The organism is Negativicoccus succinicivorans (genome assembly GCF_018372215.1).
GTDB lineage: Bacteria > Bacillota > Negativicutes > Veillonellales > Negativicoccaceae > Negativicoccus.
In genome coordinates this window covers 69939-89277 of the sequence record NZ_JAHAJN010000004.1, presented here as the reverse complement: position 1 = coordinate 89277, position 19339 = coordinate 69939, and the positions used below count along the sequence as shown (strand labels likewise).

The following is a 19339-nucleotide window of genomic DNA, read 5'->3' as shown; positions in this document are numbered from 1 at the left end:
CGGAGCGCTGACTTTGATGAATGGATCATTATGGCGCAAGTACGGCGGCCTGTTTCTGCTGGCGCTGATCACGTTGTGCGCGTTTAATTGGAATTTGCCGGTGACGGATCCGGTGGAGTCCAACTACGCTCTGACGGCGAAAGAAATGGTGTTGGCGGGGAATTGGATATCGCCGCAGATTTACGGTCATTACTGGTTTGATAAACCGATTTTCGCGTATTGGCTGCTGGAAATTTCCTACGCGCTGTTCGGGTTCGGCGATTTCGCGTCGCGTTTGCCCGGCGCGGTCATGGGGGCGGCGACGGTCGTGATGACGGGCGTTTTGGGTGAATGTTTTTGGCGACGCAAAGACGCGTACTGGTACAGCGGTTTATTTTTGCTGACGACATTTGCGTTTTGGGTGCTCAGTCGCGGCGTGGTCACGGATCCGGCGCTGCTTTTGTGGACGGCGGTGACGATGTACGGCGCGTATCGCGGCTTGACGGAAGATTCGCGTCGCTGCATGACGCTCGCGTACGCGGGCGCGGGTTTGGCCGTACTCACCAAAGGGCCGGTGGGGCTTGTGCTGCCGGGTTTGATTTTATTGGTTTGGCTCGCCGTGACGCCCGACGCGCGCCGCTGGAAACGCCTGTTTGATCCGGCGGGTATCGCTGTGTTTTTCCTCGTATCGGCGCCCTGGTACGTCACGATGTACATGGTGCACGGCGCGGATTTTATTGAGGGCTTCCTGGGTCTGCACAATATTACGCGGGCCACGGTTTCCGAACATCCCGAGGATAATCACTGGTATTATTACTTGCTGATTTTACCGCTTTCGGCGCTGCCGTGGACGCCGTTGGCGTTGCGGGAGATCGTGCGCAGGCGTTGGGATACGTCGGCGGCGTATCGTTTCTGCGCGGTTTGGACTGCGGTCACGTTATTCTTTTACACGGCGATGGCGACCAAGTACATTACGTATACGTACATCGCGATTTTGCCGCTGGTGCTGCTCGCCGTACGCGCCTGGTTGCGCGCAGTCGACAGCGGCCGCAACACGTACGACGCGTGGCTCACGGTGCCCGCGTTTTTCATGGTGGCCTTGTATCTCGGCGCAACGGCTTACTCGCAGCGCTCGCTGATCGGCTTGGCCGCCGTGCTTTTGATTTTCTTCGCGTACACGTTGTGGCGCAGTCGTCGCAACGGTTCTCGCGCAGGTCTTTTCGCGCGGGTCGCGTGGATGCTGGTGATCGCCTCTCTTTTGTTGACGGCGGAAGGATTGCCGTCGGTGCTGCGTGATCGGAGCACGGAAGAACTCGCGTCGGCGTGGGCCGCGGAGCCGGGCGTTCACTACTGCTACCGCTCGTACACGACCTCGTTCCCGTTTTATGCGGGGATCGTGCCGATCCTTGCCGATCGCGACGAAGAGAGAAATGCGGTATGGGCGGGTAAGTACACGATGCCGCAAGTGACGGAGGAAGAGTTGGTGACGGCGCTGGAGCGCGGTGAGGAAATGACGCTGTTGGTGCCGCGTTCGCAGCGCAAGCACTTCGCGAAAGAATCGTATGCGCACCTCGTACGGTTGAAAGAAAGTTTTCATTCCGGTGATATTTACATGAATACGGCTTCGTTACGAAGTCCGACGGAGGGATAATGAAGAGCGATATGGAAGCGCTGATTGAAGATTTGCGCGCGTATACGAGTGACGATGTCGCGAATCCCTGGCGCGAACAGGACGAGACGGAACTCGATTTGCCGGGGGCGGCGGCGCTACGGCGCGACTACCTGCGTCGCTACCTGGCGGTGCGGCCCGCGCCGCGCGTGTTGCTGCTGGCGGAGGCGGCGGGATATCAGGGTTGCCGCTTTTCCGGGATCGCGCTGACCTGCGAACGCATGCTTTTGGGACATCACAAACGCGTCGGTCCGCAGGATATTTTTCTGACGCCAGAGACGGTTGAACGCACGTCGCGCGTGACGGACGAAATGCCGAACACGCGCGCCCGACTCGGCTATAACGAACCGACGGATACCATGGTGTGGCAGGCGGCATTGGACGCGGGACTGCGACCGGAATCGTTCTTACTTTGGAATATTTTTCCGTTTCATCCGCATCCGGCGACGAATCCGCTCGCCAATCGCACGCCGCAGGAAGCGGAACTCGCCGCGGGACTGACGTTCGCGCGACGAATCATCGACATGTATCGGCCGCCGCTGATTTTCGCGATCGGGCGCAAAGCGCAACAGATGCTCGCGCAGGGCGGCATTCCAAGCGTCGCGTTACGCCATCCGGCAAACGGCGGCGCGACCGAATTTCGGCGCGGCTTTCAGCAAGCCATCCAATAAAAAAACACCTCAGCGAGGTGTTTTTTTATTGTCTTCATGATCGTAGCGGCCGCTTCGGTAACCGTCAGGGGCGAATTGCACAGCCTCGATGCCGCATTGACGAACGCATTGTAATAATTTTTGTTTGCGCTTCGCGGAGATACGCGCTAGTCGTTTGGCATCCGCTTCAATCGTCGCGGCGTGACCGTCATAGCGCAGCCGCAGCGGTTCGCCCAACACGGCGCGCAAAAGAGTTTCCGCCACCGCGACTTTGCTCAATATGTGCGCGTCGAGTTCGGTTTCGTACGGAAAGCGGGTGGCGAGACAGGGCGCGGCCGGTTTATCCCAAATGGACAGACCGAGATGACGGGCGACGTCGCGGATGTCCGCTTTCATAAAGTTCGCGTCGAGGTAAGGCGAAGTCACGGGCAGTTCCCGCAGCGCCCGCAAGCCCGGCCGGTATTGGCCGAGATCGTCGATATTGCTGCCTTCCCAGACCGCCCGGTAACCGTGCGTGCGCGCGTATTCCAGCAGAGCGGCAAAGCGACGATACTTGCAATGATAGCAGCGATCCGGCGCGTTGTGCGCGACGGCCTCACAGTCGAGATCCGGCGTCGGCCATTCCATGTGGCGGATGCCGTGGCCGGCGGCAAAGCGGCGGGCCGCGATGCGTTCCGCCGGCGGGAGCAGCGGACTCACGCAGGTGACGGCGAGCAAATGGTCGCCGAGCATCTGCTGACCGAGATACGCGAGCAACGAAGAATCGATGCCGCCCGAATAGGCGAGCACGACGCGTTCGTCGGCTTTTAACAGTCGGCGCAGCCGCGTCAGTTTAGCGAGCGTTTCCGGCGTGAGCATAGATCGTTTCGACTCCTGCCAAAAAGCGGCGCGTGTTCTGTTCGATATCGGGACTTTCACGGAATAGCGCTCCGCCGACGAGGTACATAATATCGTCACCGTAGATTTGCGGCAATTCGGCGATCGCGTCGAGCGTCATGCCGCCGCCGATGGCGGGCAATAGCGGGCGGCAATTTCCCCACGCGCAGAGCGCGCCGTCACGGCTCGCCAGACACGCGTCATTGTGCACTCCGAAACGACCGCCGGCGCCCACGACGATGACGCTGTCGGCGCCGGCCAAGCGCGGAAACAAACCGTTATAGACAAAGGGGGAAACCACCGGTCGCGGACCGCGCACCATCGGGCCGCTCCAGGACGGGTGGCAGACAATGGGCAAAGTGAAATCGGGATAATTCGCGAGTTCGTGTACGCTGCCCCAACCGGTCAAGGCCGGCGCTACCATGATGCCGTTCGCGCCGAGCTCCTGCGCGCACAGCGCGCGCTCGATCAATTCCGCGCCGGCGCTTGTGATATTCGGCAAGTACGCCGTGTGGTGACCGGCTTGCGCGTTGGCGTTCGTGATCGCGTCGACGCACGCCGTCACGCGTTCCCGAAAAGGAGAAAATTTCTGATTATGCAGGCTGTGGTCGTCTTTCACCACCGCCGCGCCCGCGCGGGCGAAGGCGCTCGCCATGGCGGCGAATTCGCGGCTGCTGTGACCGATGGGTTTGAGCACCGCCATCACCAACGGTCCGTCGGGTGCTTGCCAATAGTCGCGCAAACCGTTAAGACCGTAGCGCGGACCGGGATATTCGGCGGCGAGCTCTGGACTCAATGTGAAGTCCAATAAACGCGTCTTGATTTTCAACGAAGAATTTCCGTACAGCATATTCAAAAGCTGCAAAATTTCACCCTGCACCGCTTCGGCGGGATAGCTGACGGTCACTTTCCACTCCGTTTCATGAAGCGGTTCGATGGCTTCGATGCGGCCGGTCATTTCGTCGGCGTACCAGGTGCCTTCCACCAATTCGTAGGGATATTCAATCGTCTGTTCGACGGCGAGATTGTGAGCAAGTTGCTCCGCTTCGGCGCGATCGTTCGCGGTGACGGCGTACGCGGCCTGCCAGCGGGGAAGAGATAAATGCGTCATAAAGACCTCCTTTATTGCCACTATCTTATCACGGATGAAGGGGCGCGCGTGATATAATATAAGTGTACCGATTTATTTACATGTTATTTGAGGAGGGAAATAGTATGGAAAAACGCACTACCAAATGGGATGGCCAGGTATTGGCTCTCGCCGGAAACGAAATTAAAGTCGGTGATACCGCTCCGGACGCGACACTGGTCGCGCGGGATTTGTCGGCCAAAAAACTGTCGGACTGGAACGGCCAAATCAAAGTTCTCTTGGCGATGCCGTCGATGGATACGCCGGTTTGCCAAAGCCAGGTTCGTCAGTTCAACAAAGACGCGGTATCGTTTGCCGATGATGTTGTTGTCATCGCGTTGAGCACGGACTTGCCGTTTGCGCAGGAACGTTTCTGCGCGGCGGAAGGATTGGATCGCGTCGTCACGCTTTCCGACCACAAAACGGCGGAATTCGGTGAGAAATACGGTTACCTCGTTCCGGATCTGCGTCTGCTCTCGCGCGGCGTAGTGATCGTCGATCGCGACAATGTCGTACGGTACATCGAATACGTGCCGGAAGCCAGCGATCAGGTTGACTTCGCAAGCGCCTTGGAAGCATTGAAAAAACTGTAAAAATAGAACCACGAAAAGTAAAAAGTCGCACCTCGCGGTGCGGCTTTTTTATGGATTGAAACATGCGCGCGTCTTTGCTATGATGAAGTGAGATTACATCTTTAAAGGAGGATCACATGGACTGGAAAACAAAAATGGTGCCGCGGGTCATTTCGATACCGCCGTCGGGCATTCGCAAATTTTTTGATTTGGCGAGCGCCATGGATAATGTGATTTCACTCGGCGTGGGAGAACCTGATTTCAACGCGCCGGATAAAGTCATTAAAGCCTGCATAGCAAGTCTGGAAAAAGGGGAAACGTCGTACACGGGCAATGCCGGTATTTTGCCTTTGCGTGAAGAAATCGCCAAACTGTTCGCCGAACATTACGGCGTCGAATACGATTCCAAGACGGAGATCACGGTGACGATCGGCGTTTCGGAAGCGATCGACATGACTTTGCGCGCGCTGTTGAATCCGGGAGATGAAGTGCTGATCCCCGATCCGGCCTATGTGGCGTATCCGGCTTGCGTGACGTTGGCGGGCGGTACGCCGGTACTCGTGCCGACGCGGCAGGAAGACGGTTTCCGTCTGACGGCGCAAGCGCTGGAAAAATATATTACCCCGAAAACAAAAGTATTGCTGATCGGTTTCCCGAACAACCCGACGGGCACGATCATGGATCGCGAATCGCTTATGGAGATCGCCGAAGTGGCGAAACGGCACGACCTCGTCGTTATTTCCGATGAAATTTACGCGGAACTGACCTATGAAGGCACGCACACCTGCATCGCGTCGCTACCGGGCATGCGGGAACGCACCGTCGTTTTCAACGGCTTTTCCAAAGCCTACGCGATGACCGGCATGCGTATCGGTTACGCCTGCGCGCCGCGCGAACTCACGGAAACGATGTTCAAGATCCACCAGTACGCGATTATGTGCGCGCCGACGACCAGTCAAAAAGGAGCGCTCGCCGCTCTGCGCGAATGCGACGAAGATGTCGCCGCGATGAAAGCGGAATACGACCGTCGTCGCCTGTTCGTATACGACGAACTGACGAAAATGGGTCTGCCCTGTGTGAAGCCGCAAGGTGCCTTCTACATCTTCCCGGATATTCGCAGCAGGGGACTTACGGATAATGAATTCGCCGAAGGTTTACTCGCCGCCGAACGTATCGCCGTCGTGCCGGGTTCGGCATTCGGCGAACAGGGGAAAGGCCACGTGCGCATTTCCTACGCGGCGAGCATGGAAAATCTCGCCGAAGCCATGAAACGCATCGCGCGTTTTATCGCCTCGAAAAAATAAAGCAATGACCTTCAGACAGCGGACACAATGTCCGCTGTTTTTGGTTGGCAAAAGGTTCGCGCCGCCGCGCATATGCTATAATAAAAATTAATGTAAGAACGGGGGAAAACATTGCCGAAAACGCAGTTCAACACACTGGAAGATTTAGCGCGCGAGATTGCGAACGGGCGCGGTCAATATAGCGAAAAGAATACGGGTAAGAGCGCCGCGCAGGACACGCCGCGCATCGCGCCGAAGGAAACCGTGGCGGCGATGGAACGGCCGGAACTCGAAATGATCACGCTGGCCTCTTCGAGCAAGGGGAATGCCACGTTAGTGCGCACGCCGCGGACGCAGGTGCTGGTCGATTGCGGCATCAGCGCGCGCCGTATCACGCAGGCGCTGGCGGAATTGCATGTCGATCCGGAGCAACTGGCCGGCGTTTTGCTTACGCATGAACACAGCGATCACGTGAAAGGTTTGGCCGCCTTTTTGAAACGCTATTCGTTGCCGGTGTATACGACACGCGCGACGTTTCAGGCGCTCGGCGAGACCGCGGTGACGTACGCGCGCCGCTTTGTGGAAGTAACGCGGCCGTTTACCCTCGGCGATTTGGATGTGGAACGGTTCGCGATCAGTCATGACGCGGCGGATCCGGGCGGATTCACCTTCGCCGCGACGCGCGTGAAAGCCGCGGTGTGCACCGACTTGGGTTTTGTGTCGTCCGATGTGGAAGCGGCGTTGCAAGAAGCTACGCTGCTGGTGCTTGAAGCTAACCACGATCCCGTCATGTTGCGCGAAGGACCGTACAGCGCGTTTTTGAAAGCGCGCATTTTGGGCGCGCGCGGCCATTTGGCGAACGGCGAAACCGGCCGATTGCTGGCGCGTCTGTATCGGGGTCGGCGAATGGATGTCATTTTAGCGCACCGAAGTGAAACGAATAATACTTGCGCGGCGGTTGCCGCGGCGATGGAAACGATGCTCAACGTCACCGGCATTAAAGAGGAGGCGGCGGGCATTCACTGGCAGCACGGCGCCGTTTTGGGAAATGTGCGCTGCGCGTCGAAAACTGTTACGAACGAGGAGAAAGAATGCGAAACAATCGTAAATACATCATTATTATCGCCGTCCTGCTGATCATTATCGGAGTACTGCTGGGCGTCTTTTTGGGGCGCCACTGGTGGGCGCCGCAAGGTGACGGCAACGACTTTGAGTCTTTGAATACGCCGAAAGAAGAACGGATTTTATCCAATGTCCGCAATACTTCGATCGTGCAGGCCGTCAAACAGGTGGGACCCGCGGTAGTAGGCATCAGCACGAAAGTGTATGACCGCGATATGTTTAATCGGCGCGTGCTGGTTGGCGAAAGCGTCGGCAGCGGCGTCATCTTCGATAAGCGGGGATACATCGTCACCAACTACCATGTGGTGGGGACAAGTGATGACGTGAATGTCATGTTGGCGACAAACGAAACGATTACCGGCAAAGTGATCGGCCGCGATGAAGCCACCGATCTCGCCGTCATTAAAATCGAACATGAAGAGTTGCCGGTGGCGGAACTCGGCGACTCGAGTTCATTGGTCGTCGGCGAACCGGCGATCGCGATCGGCAATCCGTTGGGGCTGGAATTGCGCGGCACGGTGACGGTCGGCGTTATTTCCGCGTTGAACCGCACGATCAATCCGCTGGAACAGCATTATCCGTTAATTCAGACGGACGCGGCGATCAACCAGGGCAACAGCGGCGGGGCGCTGGTCAATGCCGAGGGCAAGGTAGTCGGCATCAACAGCGCCAAAATCGCGAATAACGGCGTGGAAGGTTTGGGTTTTGCCATTCCGATCAACGCGGCGCGGCCGATCTTAAAAGAATTGATTGCGCATGGCGAAATCCGTCGCGCGTACATAGGCGTATGGGCGGTCGATCAAGCCATTGCGGCTCGTTACGGTTACGAGTGGCCGGCGGGCGAAACCGGTGTCCTCGTCGTGAAAAAAGATCCGCGCGGACCGCTCGGCATGACCGATGTAGGATCGGGCGATTTTCTGACGGCGGTGAACGGTCAGGCGATCGCGAGCCTTCAAGACTTGCGCCAGCAAATTGACGCGCAGGCGCCGGGGCAGAAAATTACGCTCGGGTATCGCCATGACGGCAGGGAACGAACCGCCGAAGTGACGTTGCAGGAGGCGCGCTGATGCGCTATCGTCTGCTTTGCGTCGGCAAATTGAAACAGGATTTTCTCAAAGAGGCTTGCGCGGAGTACATCAAAAGGTTGCGTCCGTACGGCGAACTGACATGTATCGAGGTACCGGAAGCCAAGACGACGACGCGACCGAGCGAAAAAGAACGCGAAGCGCAGTTGGAAGAAGAAGGAAACGCGCTGCTGCAGCATATTCGTCCGCAGGATTACCTGATCGTGCTCGATTTGCACGGTAAGGAACTGTCGTCGACGGATTTCGCGGCGAAGCTCGCGAGCCTCGCGGTCGACGGCGTCGGCGAAGTCACGCTGGCGATCGGCGGCGCGTACGGACTCGGCGAGAACGTGCGCAAGCGGGCGCAGTTTCGCTGGGCGCTTTCGCCTTTGACATTTACGCATCAAATGACGCGGTACCTGGTATTGGAACAACTTTACCGAGCCGCTAAAATTAATCATCGGGAACCCTATCATTGGTAAGAGGTGACGGCATGGCAAACGAGCAGGATCAAAACAAGCAGGGAAAAGATTGGGCGCAAATCATCGACAAGAGTCGCAAGGACAATGCCAATATCATGTCGATGTTTCCCACCGCGCCTCATCAGCAGGCGACATTTACGGAACGTTTTCGCGCGCAGACGGCGGCCAGCGGCGAAGAACTGCTGACGATGCAAAATCAGTTGCAGGAGATGCGCGATGAATGGCTCGCCGCGCGCGCGCAGGCGTTGGCGGCGCAACCGGTTGTCACAACGCCGGTGGTTATGCGCGCGGCGCGAACACGCACGCATCGTCACGGTCATCTCACGCGACGGGCTTTCGCGGCGACGCCTCATTACTATGCGAAAACGGCGGACGGAGCGCGCGAAGTCAATTTGGCGTACCATTATATGACGGCGCGGCGCGCGAGTACGCAGGCGGCGCTCAGCGATTTTCGCGAATTGTTGACCAACACGCATCAACTTTTGGGCGGCATCGACGGTTTGACGGAAGTCATTGACGGTCTGCTGGCGGGCGGACTTACGCAAAATCAGCACCTTTTATATGAAGAGGAATTGAAAAGTCTCGCGCGTCGGGTGAACGACCTGTATCAGCAGATCAACAGCGCGGCGTTCCACCTGAACGGCATGTTTAATAAAGAAAAAGAGATCGCCGTCAACCTGCATACGCATTCCGAAGCGTCGGCGGATATTTTGCGACACCATCAGGCGGTGCTCTGGGCGTATCGCAAATATCTCGAATACCGGTCGAACGCGGCGCATACGTTGCAGACGGCGATGGAATCGTTGCAGATTTTCCTGCAGGCGATTCGCAAAGAAGTCATGCGCCGCAAGGTGGAAAGTTTGCACCGGGATATGCAGGATATTACCGCGCAACGACGGGAAATGATGGCGCGTCAGGCGGAGGAAGCGGCCGCGAAAGCGGAACTCGGCGAAGAATATATACCGGAAGAATTGCCGGAACTGCCGCCGGTGCAAGCGCTGGCGGCTGCCGATCAGGCGGCGTCGGCAGAGGAAATGGCGCGCCGCGCGGAACAAATTCGCGCCGATCGTGAAGCGGCTCGCGTCGCCGCGGAGAAAGCGGAACTGCGCGCCGAAGAGGCCGCTGCGAAAGCGCGGGAAGAATCCGAATTCGGCGATGATGAAGAAGGATCGCGCTCGATCGTGCCGTTGATTATTTTAATTCTTATTTTGGTCGGCGTCGGCGTCTACTACTTTTTGAAAATCAGAGGGTGATGGTGCCCGTTTATGACAGGTTACAATGAACCGCGCCGTGATCGTGACGACGGTCCGATCGCGGACGGCGAATATCGAGTGATCGAAGATCGCGCATGGTCCTCGGAGCGGCCTCCGCAAGAACCGCCGCGCCAACACTCCGGCAACGGCTTTCAGAAATCGGCCGGTCTGGGGTTGGGGGCGATGCTGCTGCTCTTGCTGAGCAAAGGCAAGAGCCTTTTGTTCGCGCTTAAATATACGAAATTTTTGGGCACGGCCGTTTCCATGTTCGTCATGATTTGGTCGTACGCGGTGTTTTACGGTTGGCAGTACGCGGCGGGTATCGTGCTGATGATCGCCATCCATGAGTTCGGGCATTACATCACGGCGAAAGCGGTCGGCATGCCGGTCTCGGCGCCGGTGTTCATCCCGTTCGTGGGCGCGTTGATCACCATGAAAGTGCCGCCGAAAGACGCGTGGCAGGAAGCGATCGTCGCGCTGGGCGGTCCGTTCTTCGGACTCGTGGCGGGACTGTGCGCGCTGTACTGGGGCATCGTTAACCATTCCGGACTGGTGCAGGCGATCGCCTACTTCAGCTTTTTTATTACGCTCTTTAATATGATTCCGGTGTCACCGCTTGACGGCGGTCGCATCGTCACCGCCCTTTCCCCGTGGGTATGGGTGGTCGGTTTGATCGTAATGGCCGTCGCCGCCTGGTATACATTCAGTCCGTTGATGATTCTGATTTTGTTTTTCGGTATCTATCGGGCGCGGCAGACTTGGTCACAGCGGCACGATCCGCGGCAGCAGCGGTACTTCACCGTCAGCGCGCCGAAACGTTGGCTGATCGGTATCGCTTACGGTCTGATCACGGCGTTGTCCGGCGTGGGCGTGTATCTTTTCACCGGCGCATAAAAGGAAATTTGCGAACGAAAGAGAACATATAAGTAAGAGGAGGTAACGACTATGAAAGCAACTGAAATCATGAGTAAATATGTCCTGACCTGTAGCAAAGATACGACGATTCACGAGTTGATCCGGTTATTTGTCCGCAATAAGGTAACGGCGATTCCCGTTGTCGGCGATGATGACGAGTTGCTCGGGATTGTTTCCGAAGGGGATCTCCTGTACAAAAAAGTGCGTCCGCACGTGCCGCGCTATGTCAATGTCTTGGGCGCCAGCCTTTACTACAGCGGCTACGGACAATATGAAGAAACCTTTCAAAAATTGTTGGCGACGCGCGCCGAAGAAATCATGACGAAAGAAGTCGAGTACGTCGAGCCGGATGCCGATTCCAATACCGTTGCGGATATGATGGTCGAGGACCATTTGAAAAATGTGCCGGTCGTGAAAGATAAACGTCTGGTCGGCATGATTTCACGCGCGGATATTTTAGAGTTAATCGCGCGGGAAAATGATTTGCCGATCGTCTGAAGGCAACAAAAAAGCAGCTCAGCGGAGCTGCTTTTTTATTGTTTTTATGACATTGTGAGTGGGCGCGCGCCGATCAGTGATGATGATGACCGCAGCAGCCGCCTCCTTTTTTGTCACCGTGATGGCCGCAACCGCAGCTTTCTGCGTGTTCATGATGACCGCAACCGCAGCTTTCGCCGCCTTCCGTCGTACCGCACGCGCATTTGCCTTGCGCCATGCCGACGAGGGCTTCTTGGACGCGCGGCAACAAAATCTGTCCCGCGACATCATTTTTCGCGTCTTCGCCTTTGATGATTTCAATTAATTTCAACGCGAAGAAGGGCGCGGTCAAAGGCCCGCGGCTCGTCAGCACGTTTTGATCGAAAAAGACGATTTCTTCATGCGCTTTTTTGAAGCCGACAGCTTCTTCCATACCCGGGTAGCACACGCCTTCGATGTCTTTGGCAATGCCCGCGGCGTGTAAAACGATGGGGCTGGCGCAAATGCTCGCAACCAGTTTGCCCGCGTCATGAAACGCTTTGATCGCCTTGGTGACGCGTGGATCGGCGGCCAGCGTTTCCGAGCCGGTCATGCCGCCCGGCGTAATGATGCCGGCGTAATCGTCCAGATGGATTTCATCCCATTTTTTATCCGCCCTGATCATGATATCGTGATCGCCGAGGGTTTCCAACGTGTCCATTGTCGAAATCGTATCGACCTCGATGCCGGCGCGGCGCAAATACGTTACCACCAGTAACGCTTCCGTTTCTTCGTAACCTTTGCTCAATAGAACCATGTATTTGTTCATTGTGTCGCTCCTTTCCGAATCTACCGTAACAAACTGTATAATAATTATATCAGACACATGCGTATGCTTGCCAACGGGCAGGGGGCATGGCATACTGAAAACAAAACGTAAAGGAGTCGTTATGAATCAACCCACGCAAATGACACTGGCGGAATTCACCGCCGCGTTAGCGAGCGCCGCGCCGACACCGGGTGGAGGCGGCGCCAGCGCGCTCGTTGGAGCGCAGGCCGTCGCGTTGGCGCAAATGGTCGCGGAACTGACGCTGAAAAATGAACGCTATGCCGACGCGCATGAGGATATGCAAGCGGTGCGGGACGAGGCGGAACGTTTACGCGCCGAGGTTTTGAGCTATATTCAAAAAGACGCGGACGCGTTCGGAGCGCTCGTGGTCGCGTGGCGTTTACCCAAAGACGATCCTTCCCGCGCGGCGCGAAATGAAGCGGCGACGCGCGCGGCGGCGGAAGTACCGTTGGCCTTGGCCGAGGCGTGCGCGCGGATTTTTCCGCTGGCGGCGCAAGTTTTGGCGAAAGGCGTGGCGAGCGCGCGCTCGGACGGGGAACTGGCCGTTTTGTTTGCCGCCGCCGCGATACGCGGAGCGCTCTACAATGTGCGCATCAACATTAAAAACATGCCCGAAAATGAGTATACAAAACTTCTAATAACGCGCCAAAAAACGCTGGCAACGCAAGCAGAGCAGGCGGAACGGGAGTTGCTCGGAGGCGTGTAGCCGCGCGGCCGACTTGGCAAGCAGAGCGAATTCGTGTAAAATGTACATAGTTTCTAGGTAGTGACTATGCAGTAACTAAGGAGGAAACCCTATGTTTAAAACAAGTATGATGACGGCCGTATTGGCGGCCGGTACGGTATTGAGCGCGTGCGCTGCGGGCACCGGCGTGTTGAATGTCGACATGGCGTTGCAGGCCAGCCCGAAATATCAGCCGATGGTGCAACAGATGCAGAAAGTGGAACAGCAGTACGCGCCGCAGCTGAGCGCTATGGAAGCGGACCTCAAACAAATGAAAACGCAGCAGGAACAGCAGCAGGCGATGCAAGGCAAATACAAAGCCTTGATTCAGTCCTACATGCAGGATCGTGAAAAAGCGACCGCCGCGTTGCAAAAAGATTTGAACAAAGCGACGCAGGAAGTATTGCGCGATCAGAAACTGGATGTCATCCTCGCGCAACCGGTTCAGATTGCCGCTAAAGCGAAAGACGAAAAAATCGTTGACGTAACTCCGGAAGTGGCAGCGAAATTAAAGAAATAAGCAGATTCATTAAACCGGCCTTCGGGCCGGTTTTTTGCGTCCGCAAATCAGAAATTTTCGCTGTTACGCGCCGCGGATCGGTAACGTTCGCCCTTCTCAATGAGCGAAATTAAGCGAACGTTCGTAATTGTGCGAATACTTTGCGAAAAAAATATAAATTCATTCTACTTTTTGATGAAAATTAGTGATGAGTATGCTATTCTATACTTACAGAAGAGAGGTGATCTCATGCCAAAACTTCGACGTGTCGAACGTATGGCGGCGCTGACTAAAATGTTGGCGGACCGTCCGCATGAGCTGATCCCTTTGTCTTTTTTTTGCGATTATTTCGGCATTGCCAAATCGACATTGAGCGAAGATCTGCTGTCGGTACGCCGCGCTTTTGACGCGTATCGGCTGGGATCGCTGGAGACCGTTTTCGGCGCGGCCGGCGGGGTGCGTTACATCCCGTATCGGAAGGGGCGCGCCGCCAATCAGGTATTGGAAACCATGGCGGCGAAACTCGAAAGCGGCGATCGGATTATCGCGGGCGGATTTTTGTACATGTCGGATATTTTGTACGACTGGCAATGGATGTCGGCAGTGGGGGAAATTTTCATGACCCGCTTTGCCGCCACGCATCCGGACTGCATTATGACAGTGGAGACAAAAGGGATCCTGCCGGCCATGATGGTGGCGCGGGCATTTAACAAACCGCTGGTCATCGCGCGGCGCGACAGCCGCGTGACGGAAGGATCGGCAATCAGCATTAACTACGTTTCGGGTTCCACCAAACGAATTCAGACGATGTCGCTTACCAAGCGGGCGCTCGCGCCGAATCAACGGGTGTTGATCATCGATGATTTCATGAAGGCCGGCGGCACCGCGAAAGGTATGAAAGAGCTTGTCTACGAATCGGGTTCACAGACGGTCGGGGTCGGCGTATTGGTCGCCACCGCGGAGCCGCGGGAGAAAATGACCGGCGACTATATGCCTTTACTGGTGCTGGAAGGCGTCGATGAAGTGGAACGGCATGTCAGAATTCGCCCTCAGTTGGAACCGGAGGAGGAAATGAATGAGTAAACTTGTGGCGACGGTTTTGGCCGCAGGCAAAGGCACGCGCATGAAATCGCGGCAACCGAAAGTGTTGCACGAAGTCGGCGGCGTACCGATGGTGTCCCATGTATTGCGGAGCGCGAAGGCGGCGGGAGCAGACGACGCGGTAGTAATTGTCGGTTTCGGCGGCGACCGGGTTGCCGAGCGTCTCGGTTCGGCGTATCATTACGTTGAGCAAGCCGAACAGTTGGGAACGGGCCATGCTCTCATGCTCGCGCAAGCGGCGTTACAAGACGCGGAAACGGTGCTCGTCATCTGCGGTGATACACCGCTTTTGCGCGCCGAAACGTTGCGGGAGCTGATCGCGACGCATGCCAGACAGCAGGCGGCGGCGACGATTTTGACGACGACGTTCGCCGATCCGACGGGGTACGGCCGGATTATTCGCGATGCGGCGCAGAACGTGCTCAAAATTGTCGAAGAAAAGGACGCGTCGCCGGAAGAGAAAAAAGTCGCGGAAGTCAATACCGGCACGTACTGCTTTGACGCCCGCAAGCTGTGGCCGCAGTTGCAGCGGATTACCAATGACAACGCGCAAGGCGAATACTATTTGACCGATGTCATTGATTTTCTGGTCAGCGCCGGCGAAATAGTGACGGCGGCGACCTGCGCGGACAGCGATGAAACGCTCGGCGTGAATTCACGCGCGCAATTGGCGCAGGCGGAAGCGATTTTGCGGCAGCGCAAAAACGCGGAACTGATGGCGCAGGGCGTGACGCTGATCGATCCGGCGCGCACCTATGTGGATGCAGACGTTCGTGTCGGCCAAGATACGATTCTCGAGCCGGGAACGATTTTGCGCCGCGGCACGGTTGTCGGCAGCGGTTGCCATATCGGTCCGGATACGGAACTCGATCGCACGACGGTCGGCGACGACTCGCACTTGCATCGCACGTACGCGCATGAAGCGAGCGTCGGCAGCGGTTGCGAGATCGGCCCGTATGTTCATTTGCGGCCGCATACGCGGATCGCGGATCATGTCAAAGTCGGCAACTTCGTCGAAGTGAAAAACAGCACCGTCGGCGAAGGCACCAAATTGCCGCATCTGAGTTATCTCGGCGACAGCGATATCGGCGGCGGGGTCAACATCGGCTGCGGTACCATTACCGTGAATTACGACGGTCACAAGAAGTATCGCACGACGATTAAAGACGGAGCGTTCGTCGGCTGCAACAGCAATCTGGTAGCGCCGGTTGTCATCGGCCGCGACGCGTATATCGGCGCGGGTTCGACGATTACCAAGGACGTTCCGGAAAAGGCGCTCGCCGTAGCGCGCGCTCGGCAATTTGTCAAAGAAGATTGGGTAAAGAAAGCGGAAGAAACAAAATAAAGGAGATCACACCATGTCAGTCGAAACAGGAAAACAACTGAAGTTATTCACCGGAACGGCACATCCGGAATTGGCCCAGGAGGTCGCGGACTATATCGGCATTCCGGTCGGCAAAGCATTCTGCGGTCGGTTCAATAACGGTGAAATCCAGGTCATGATTGATGAAAGCGTGCGGGGGACGGATGTCTTCCTGATTCAACCGACGGGTACGCCCGCCAATGATAACCTGATGGAACTGTTCATCATGGCGGACGCGTTACGACGCGCCTCGGCTCGTCACATCACCGCGGTCGTTCCCTACTACGGTTATGCGCGCCAGGATCGCAAAACGCGCGGCCGTGAACCGATCACCGCGAAACTCGTGGCGGATCTCATGCAGCGTTCCGGCATTACCCGTCTTGTCACGATTGATCTGCACGCGGGTCAAATTCAGGGATTCTTCGATATTCCTGTGGACCACTTGAAGGCCGCTTCGATTTTAGCGAAACACATCCGTAAACAGGACATTCCTGATTTGATGATTGTTTCGCCCGACTTAGGCGGCGTCACTCGCGCCCGCGACTTGGCGGACCGCGTCGGCGCGCCGATTGCGATCATTGAAAAACGGCGTCCGCGTCCGGGCGTGGCCGAAGTCATGAACCTGATCGGTTCCGTCGAAGGCAAAAACTGTATTATCGTCGATGATATCGTCGATACCGCGGGATCCTTGGTGGAAGGCGCGAAAGCATTGCAGCGTTTCGGCGCGAAATCCGTACGCGCGGCCTGTACGCATCCGGTACTGACCGATCCGGCGACGGAGCGTCTGGCGGCGTCGAATATTAAAGAACTTATGATTACGAATACGATTCCGGTTGCGGCGGAAAAACAACTGCCGAATATCACGCAACTTTCGGTCGCGCCGCTCTTGGGCGAAGCGATCATGCGGATTTTCCACAATGTTTCCGTCAGCAAACTGTTTGATAAATAGAGGTTTGTTTTGCAGTTGATTGTAGGCTTGGGAAATCCCGGCAGCAAGTACGCCGGTACGCGTCATAACGCCGGTTTCATGGCGGTCGCGGCGATTGCTGAAAAATACGGCGTGACGCGTTGGAAAGAGGAGCATCAGGCGCATACCGCGACGATTAACGTCGACGGTGAAAAGGTGATGCTGGTCATGCCGCAAACGTTTATGAATTTGAGCGGCGACGCGGTCGGCCCGCTCATGCGCTATTACAAGCTTTCACCGGCAGATGTAGTTGTGATTTATGATGATATGGATTTGCCCGTCGGTCAGTTGCGACTGCGGGTCAAAGGGTCCGCCGGCGGACACAATGGCATGAAATCGGTGATTGCGCATTTGGGCACCGATCAATTTCCGCATGTTCGCATCGGTATCGGTCGGCCGCAACCCGGCTGGACCGTCATTGATCATGTGCTGGCGCGTCCGCAGGAAGATGACGCGGCGGCGCTGGCGGAAGGGGTTCAACAGGCGGCTGAGGCGGCAGTCGGCATCTGCACGCTCGGCATGGATCTGGCGATGAATCGTTTCAACCCGCTCAAACGCGCGCGCTGAATTGACAACTGTTCTTATTTTGGGTTATACTATCTCCACTACATAAAGGAACATATGTAGCGAAAGCATGAAGGAGGTAGGAACATGAGCAAGATTAATACCCTGACAAGTCAGTTGGCGGTACTCGGTTACACCGGGTTTGAAATCAGCGAGCTCATTCGGTCCGTCACTCATGGTCGAACGTTACATCAATTGAATCGCGCGGCGTTGCGTCGCGTGGCGAATGTACTCGAACAATATGTGCGACTGGGAACCGATTATGTCGCTAACTATAGCAAGTAACAGGTAACCTGAAACGTCTATGCCGAACGGCATGGACGTTTTTTTACAAGGAGAATCATGCAGCGAAAACAGCCTCGCCAACGGACGATGGGCATGTCCGTTAAGGCGATCATTTGGCACCGCGGACGAATTTTAATTTTACAAAAAAAGGATCGTCCCGGCCGTCATCCATGGGAATTTCCCGGCGGCGGATTGGAGTTCGGCGAAGATTTCGCGGCGGCGTTACGGCGGGAAGTCAAAGAGGAAACCGGTCTTACCGTGCATATTTTAGGACCGGTCGGCCTGTGGAATTTTCGTCGGCATCCTGTGCGGCCGTTGACCGGAGTCATGTTTATTTGCCGTTCCGATACGGAGAAGGTGACTCTTTCCTTTGAACATTTGGCGTACCGTTGGGTGCTTCCGGAAGAGCTCGCCGAGTATCCTTTGCACGCGTCGTTGCGCAAGGCGCTCGCGCAAATTCGACCGGCGCAATTGGCGCAGGCGGCGAAACTGGCGCAGGAACTGGTGGGAGAAAACAAATGATTCAAATTATCGGTACGAAAAAGAATCGCGCCACGCAACACGCGCTACGCTTTTTTAAGGAACGGCGCATCGCGTTTCAATGGCGGGATCTGACGGAAAAAGGACTCAGCCGCAGCGAGCTGGAAAATATTCGCAGTCGCCTGAAAACCTTGCCGCTGGATCGGGAAGGGAAAGCCTTTCGCGCCGCGGTGCGTCCGGGCGAGAGTTTTGATCCGCTGGCACTCGCGTTGCGAGAACCGCTGGTTTTGGAGCTTCCCATTGTCCGCACGAAAACGCAGGCCGCGAGCGGCATGGCTCCCGAGCGTTGGCAGGAAATGGCGCGGGAGGAAGCGAAATGAAAGGACGTTTGATTGTTTTCGAAGGCGCTGACGGCAGCGGGAAAGCCACGCAGGCGACGCTGTTAAAAGAAGCGCTGGCGGCGCGCGGCGAGCAGGTCAAAAGCGTCACCTTTCCGAACTATGAGAGTCCGGCGGCGGGGCCGGTGCGCATGTACCTGGCCGGTGCATTCGGCGCGCATCCGGATGATGTGAGCCCGTACGCGGCCTCCACCTTGTACGCGGTCGACCGTTACGCGTCGTATAAAAGCGACTGGGGCGCGTTTTATGAAGCGGGTGGCACGGTAGTCGCCGATCGTTACGTGACGTCCAACATGGTGCATCAGATGACCAAGTTGCGCAGCACGAAAGAAAAACGCGAATTTTTGCAATGGCTGGACGCGTTTGAATACGGCACGCTTGCATTGCCGCGTCCCGACCTCGTCATTTTGCTCGATATTCCGCGTGACGTTTCCGAGAAGTTATTGGCGGCGCGCGCGCAAAATAAAGATCAGGACGCGCAAGCGACCGACATCCACGAAGCGGATCGTGAATATTTGGCGCGCTGCTATGCCGCCTACGATCTTTTGGCGCCGCATTACGGCTGGGTGCGGATCCGCTGCACGGACGGCGACCGTCTGTTGACGGTGGAAGAAATACACGCCAAGGTACTGGCGTACGTGACGGGAAAACGTTAAAT

At 56.6% G+C, this 19339-nt stretch carries 23 protein-coding genes; 20 read left to right on the top strand and 3 right to left on the bottom strand.

Annotated features, from left to right (window positions below; genetic code table 11):
• Positions 1–16: 16 nt before the first annotated feature.
• Both KIB08_RS03525 and KIB08_RS03520 read left to right on the top strand, forming a co-directional pair.
• The gene (locus KIB08_RS03525) at positions 17–1630 is read left to right on the top strand and encodes an ArnT family glycosyltransferase (RefSeq protein WP_303989693.1); all 1614 of its coding nucleotides are present in this window, start codon (positions 17–19) and stop codon (positions 1628–1630) included.
• Complete coding sequence (locus tag KIB08_RS03520) at positions 1630–2319, top strand: uracil-DNA glycosylase (protein ID WP_303989690.1); 690 nt, start codon at positions 1630–1632, stop codon at positions 2317–2319. Before KIB08_RS03525 ends, KIB08_RS03520 begins: the two co-directional genes overlap by 1 nt.
• A gap of 9 nt (positions 2320–2328) precedes the next feature.
• Here KIB08_RS03520 and larE read toward each other — a convergent pair whose 3' ends face one another.
• The gene (larE, locus tag KIB08_RS03515; protein ID WP_303989687.1) at positions 2329–3156 is read right to left on the bottom strand and encodes an ATP-dependent sacrificial sulfur transferase LarE; all 828 of its coding nucleotides are present in this window, start codon (positions 3154–3156) and stop codon (positions 2329–2331) included.
• The gene (locus KIB08_RS03510; RefSeq protein WP_303989684.1) at positions 3131–4285 is read right to left on the bottom strand and encodes a RuBisCO large subunit C-terminal-like domain-containing protein; all 1155 of its coding nucleotides are present in this window, start codon (positions 4283–4285) and stop codon (positions 3131–3133) included. Before KIB08_RS03510 ends, larE begins: the two co-directional genes overlap by 26 nt.
• A gap of 104 nt (positions 4286–4389) precedes the next feature.
• On the opposite strand from KIB08_RS03510, the gene tpx reads away from it, so the two are divergent.
• The 8 genes from tpx to KIB08_RS03470 all read left to right on the top strand — a co-directional run bounded on the left by tpx (position 4390) and on the right by KIB08_RS03470 (position 11492).
• Positions 4390–4896, top strand: a complete 507-nt coding sequence (gene tpx, locus KIB08_RS03505) for a thiol peroxidase (protein WP_303989682.1) — start codon at positions 4390–4392, stop codon at positions 4894–4896.
• A 116-nt stretch (positions 4897–5012) separates the two neighbouring features.
• Positions 5013–6179 carry a pyridoxal phosphate-dependent aminotransferase gene (locus tag KIB08_RS03500; RefSeq protein ID WP_303989679.1) on the top strand — a complete coding sequence of 389 codons (1167 nt, stop codon included), beginning with the start codon at positions 5013–5015 and terminating at the stop codon, positions 6177–6179.
• A gap of 111 nt (positions 6180–6290) precedes the next feature.
• Positions 6291–7295: an MBL fold metallo-hydrolase gene (locus KIB08_RS03495; protein WP_303989675.1), complete on the top strand. Its 1005-nt coding sequence runs from the start codon at positions 6291–6293 to the stop codon at positions 7293–7295.
• Positions 7250–8347 (top strand): S1C family serine protease, encoded by a 1098-nt coding sequence (locus KIB08_RS03490; RefSeq protein WP_303989672.1) that lies wholly within the window; start codon positions 7250–7252, stop codon positions 8345–8347. Before KIB08_RS03495 ends, KIB08_RS03490 begins: the two co-directional genes overlap by 46 nt.
• Positions 8347–8826, top strand: coding sequence for a 23S rRNA (pseudouridine(1915)-N(3))-methyltransferase RlmH (locus KIB08_RS03485; protein ID WP_303989669.1), 480 nt, complete (start codon positions 8347–8349; stop codon positions 8824–8826). The genes KIB08_RS03490 and KIB08_RS03485 overlap by 1 nt, the downstream gene beginning before the upstream one ends.
• Positions 8827–8837: 11 nt before the next feature.
• On the top strand, positions 8838–10079 hold the full coding sequence (locus KIB08_RS03480) for a hypothetical protein (RefSeq protein WP_303989668.1): 1242 nt from the start codon (positions 8838–8840) through the stop codon (positions 10077–10079).
• Between the two features lie 12 nt (positions 10080–10091).
• A complete protein-coding gene (locus KIB08_RS03475) occupies positions 10092–10973 on the top strand; it encodes a site-2 protease family protein (protein ID WP_303989665.1) in 882 nt (293 codons plus the stop codon).
• Positions 10974–11024: 51 nt separating this feature from the next.
• Positions 11025–11492 (top strand): CBS domain-containing protein, encoded by a 468-nt coding sequence (locus KIB08_RS03470; protein WP_303989662.1) that lies wholly within the window; start codon positions 11025–11027, stop codon positions 11490–11492.
• Positions 11493–11565: 73 nt separating this feature from the next.
• Here the strand turns inward: KIB08_RS03470 and KIB08_RS03465 are convergent, their stop codons facing one another.
• A complete protein-coding gene (locus tag KIB08_RS03465) occupies positions 11566–12279 on the bottom strand; it encodes a DJ-1 family glyoxalase III (protein ID WP_303989660.1) in 714 nt (237 codons plus the stop codon).
• Between the two features lie 121 nt (positions 12280–12400).
• Between KIB08_RS03465 and KIB08_RS03460 the strand changes: the two genes are divergently transcribed.
• From KIB08_RS03460 to KIB08_RS03415, 10 genes are all read left to right on the top strand, one after another.
• Positions 12401–13006, top strand: a complete 606-nt coding sequence (locus KIB08_RS03460) for a cyclodeaminase/cyclohydrolase family protein (RefSeq protein WP_303989657.1) — start codon at positions 12401–12403, stop codon at positions 13004–13006.
• 91 nt (positions 13007–13097) lie between these two features.
• The gene (locus KIB08_RS03455) at positions 13098–13544 is read left to right on the top strand and encodes an OmpH family outer membrane protein (RefSeq protein ID WP_303989654.1); all 447 of its coding nucleotides are present in this window, start codon (positions 13098–13100) and stop codon (positions 13542–13544) included.
• Positions 13545–13772: 228 nt separating this feature from the next.
• Positions 13773–14606: a pur operon repressor gene (gene purR, locus KIB08_RS03450; protein ID WP_303989651.1), complete on the top strand. Its 834-nt coding sequence runs from the start codon at positions 13773–13775 to the stop codon at positions 14604–14606.
• A complete protein-coding gene (gene glmU, locus KIB08_RS03445) occupies positions 14599–15969 on the top strand; it encodes a bifunctional UDP-N-acetylglucosamine diphosphorylase/glucosamine-1-phosphate N-acetyltransferase GlmU (RefSeq protein WP_303989648.1) in 1371 nt (456 codons plus the stop codon). Before purR ends, glmU begins: the two co-directional genes overlap by 8 nt.
• A 13-nt stretch (positions 15970–15982) precedes the next feature.
• A complete protein-coding gene (locus KIB08_RS03440) occupies positions 15983–16936 on the top strand; it encodes a ribose-phosphate diphosphokinase (protein WP_303989644.1) in 954 nt (317 codons plus the stop codon).
• A 9-nt stretch (positions 16937–16945) separates the two neighbouring features.
• Positions 16946–17521, top strand: a complete 576-nt coding sequence (pth, locus tag KIB08_RS03435; RefSeq protein ID WP_303989641.1) for an aminoacyl-tRNA hydrolase — start codon at positions 16946–16948, stop codon at positions 17519–17521.
• An 84-nt stretch (positions 17522–17605) separates the two neighbouring features.
• Positions 17606–17803: a hypothetical protein gene (locus KIB08_RS03430; RefSeq protein WP_075939527.1), complete on the top strand. Its 198-nt coding sequence runs from the start codon at positions 17606–17608 to the stop codon at positions 17801–17803.
• 57 nt (positions 17804–17860) lie between these two features.
• Positions 17861–18325, top strand: a complete 465-nt coding sequence (locus KIB08_RS03425) for an NUDIX hydrolase (protein WP_303989635.1) — start codon at positions 17861–17863, stop codon at positions 18323–18325.
• On the top strand, positions 18322–18663 hold the full coding sequence (locus KIB08_RS03420; RefSeq protein ID WP_303989632.1) for an arsenate reductase family protein: 342 nt from the start codon (positions 18322–18324) through the stop codon (positions 18661–18663). The genes KIB08_RS03425 and KIB08_RS03420 overlap by 4 nt, the downstream gene beginning before the upstream one ends.
• The gene (locus KIB08_RS03415) at positions 18660–19337 is read left to right on the top strand and encodes a dTMP kinase (protein ID WP_303989630.1); all 678 of its coding nucleotides are present in this window, start codon (positions 18660–18662) and stop codon (positions 19335–19337) included. Before KIB08_RS03420 ends, KIB08_RS03415 begins: the two co-directional genes overlap by 4 nt.
• Positions 19338–19339: the final 2 nt, after the last annotated feature.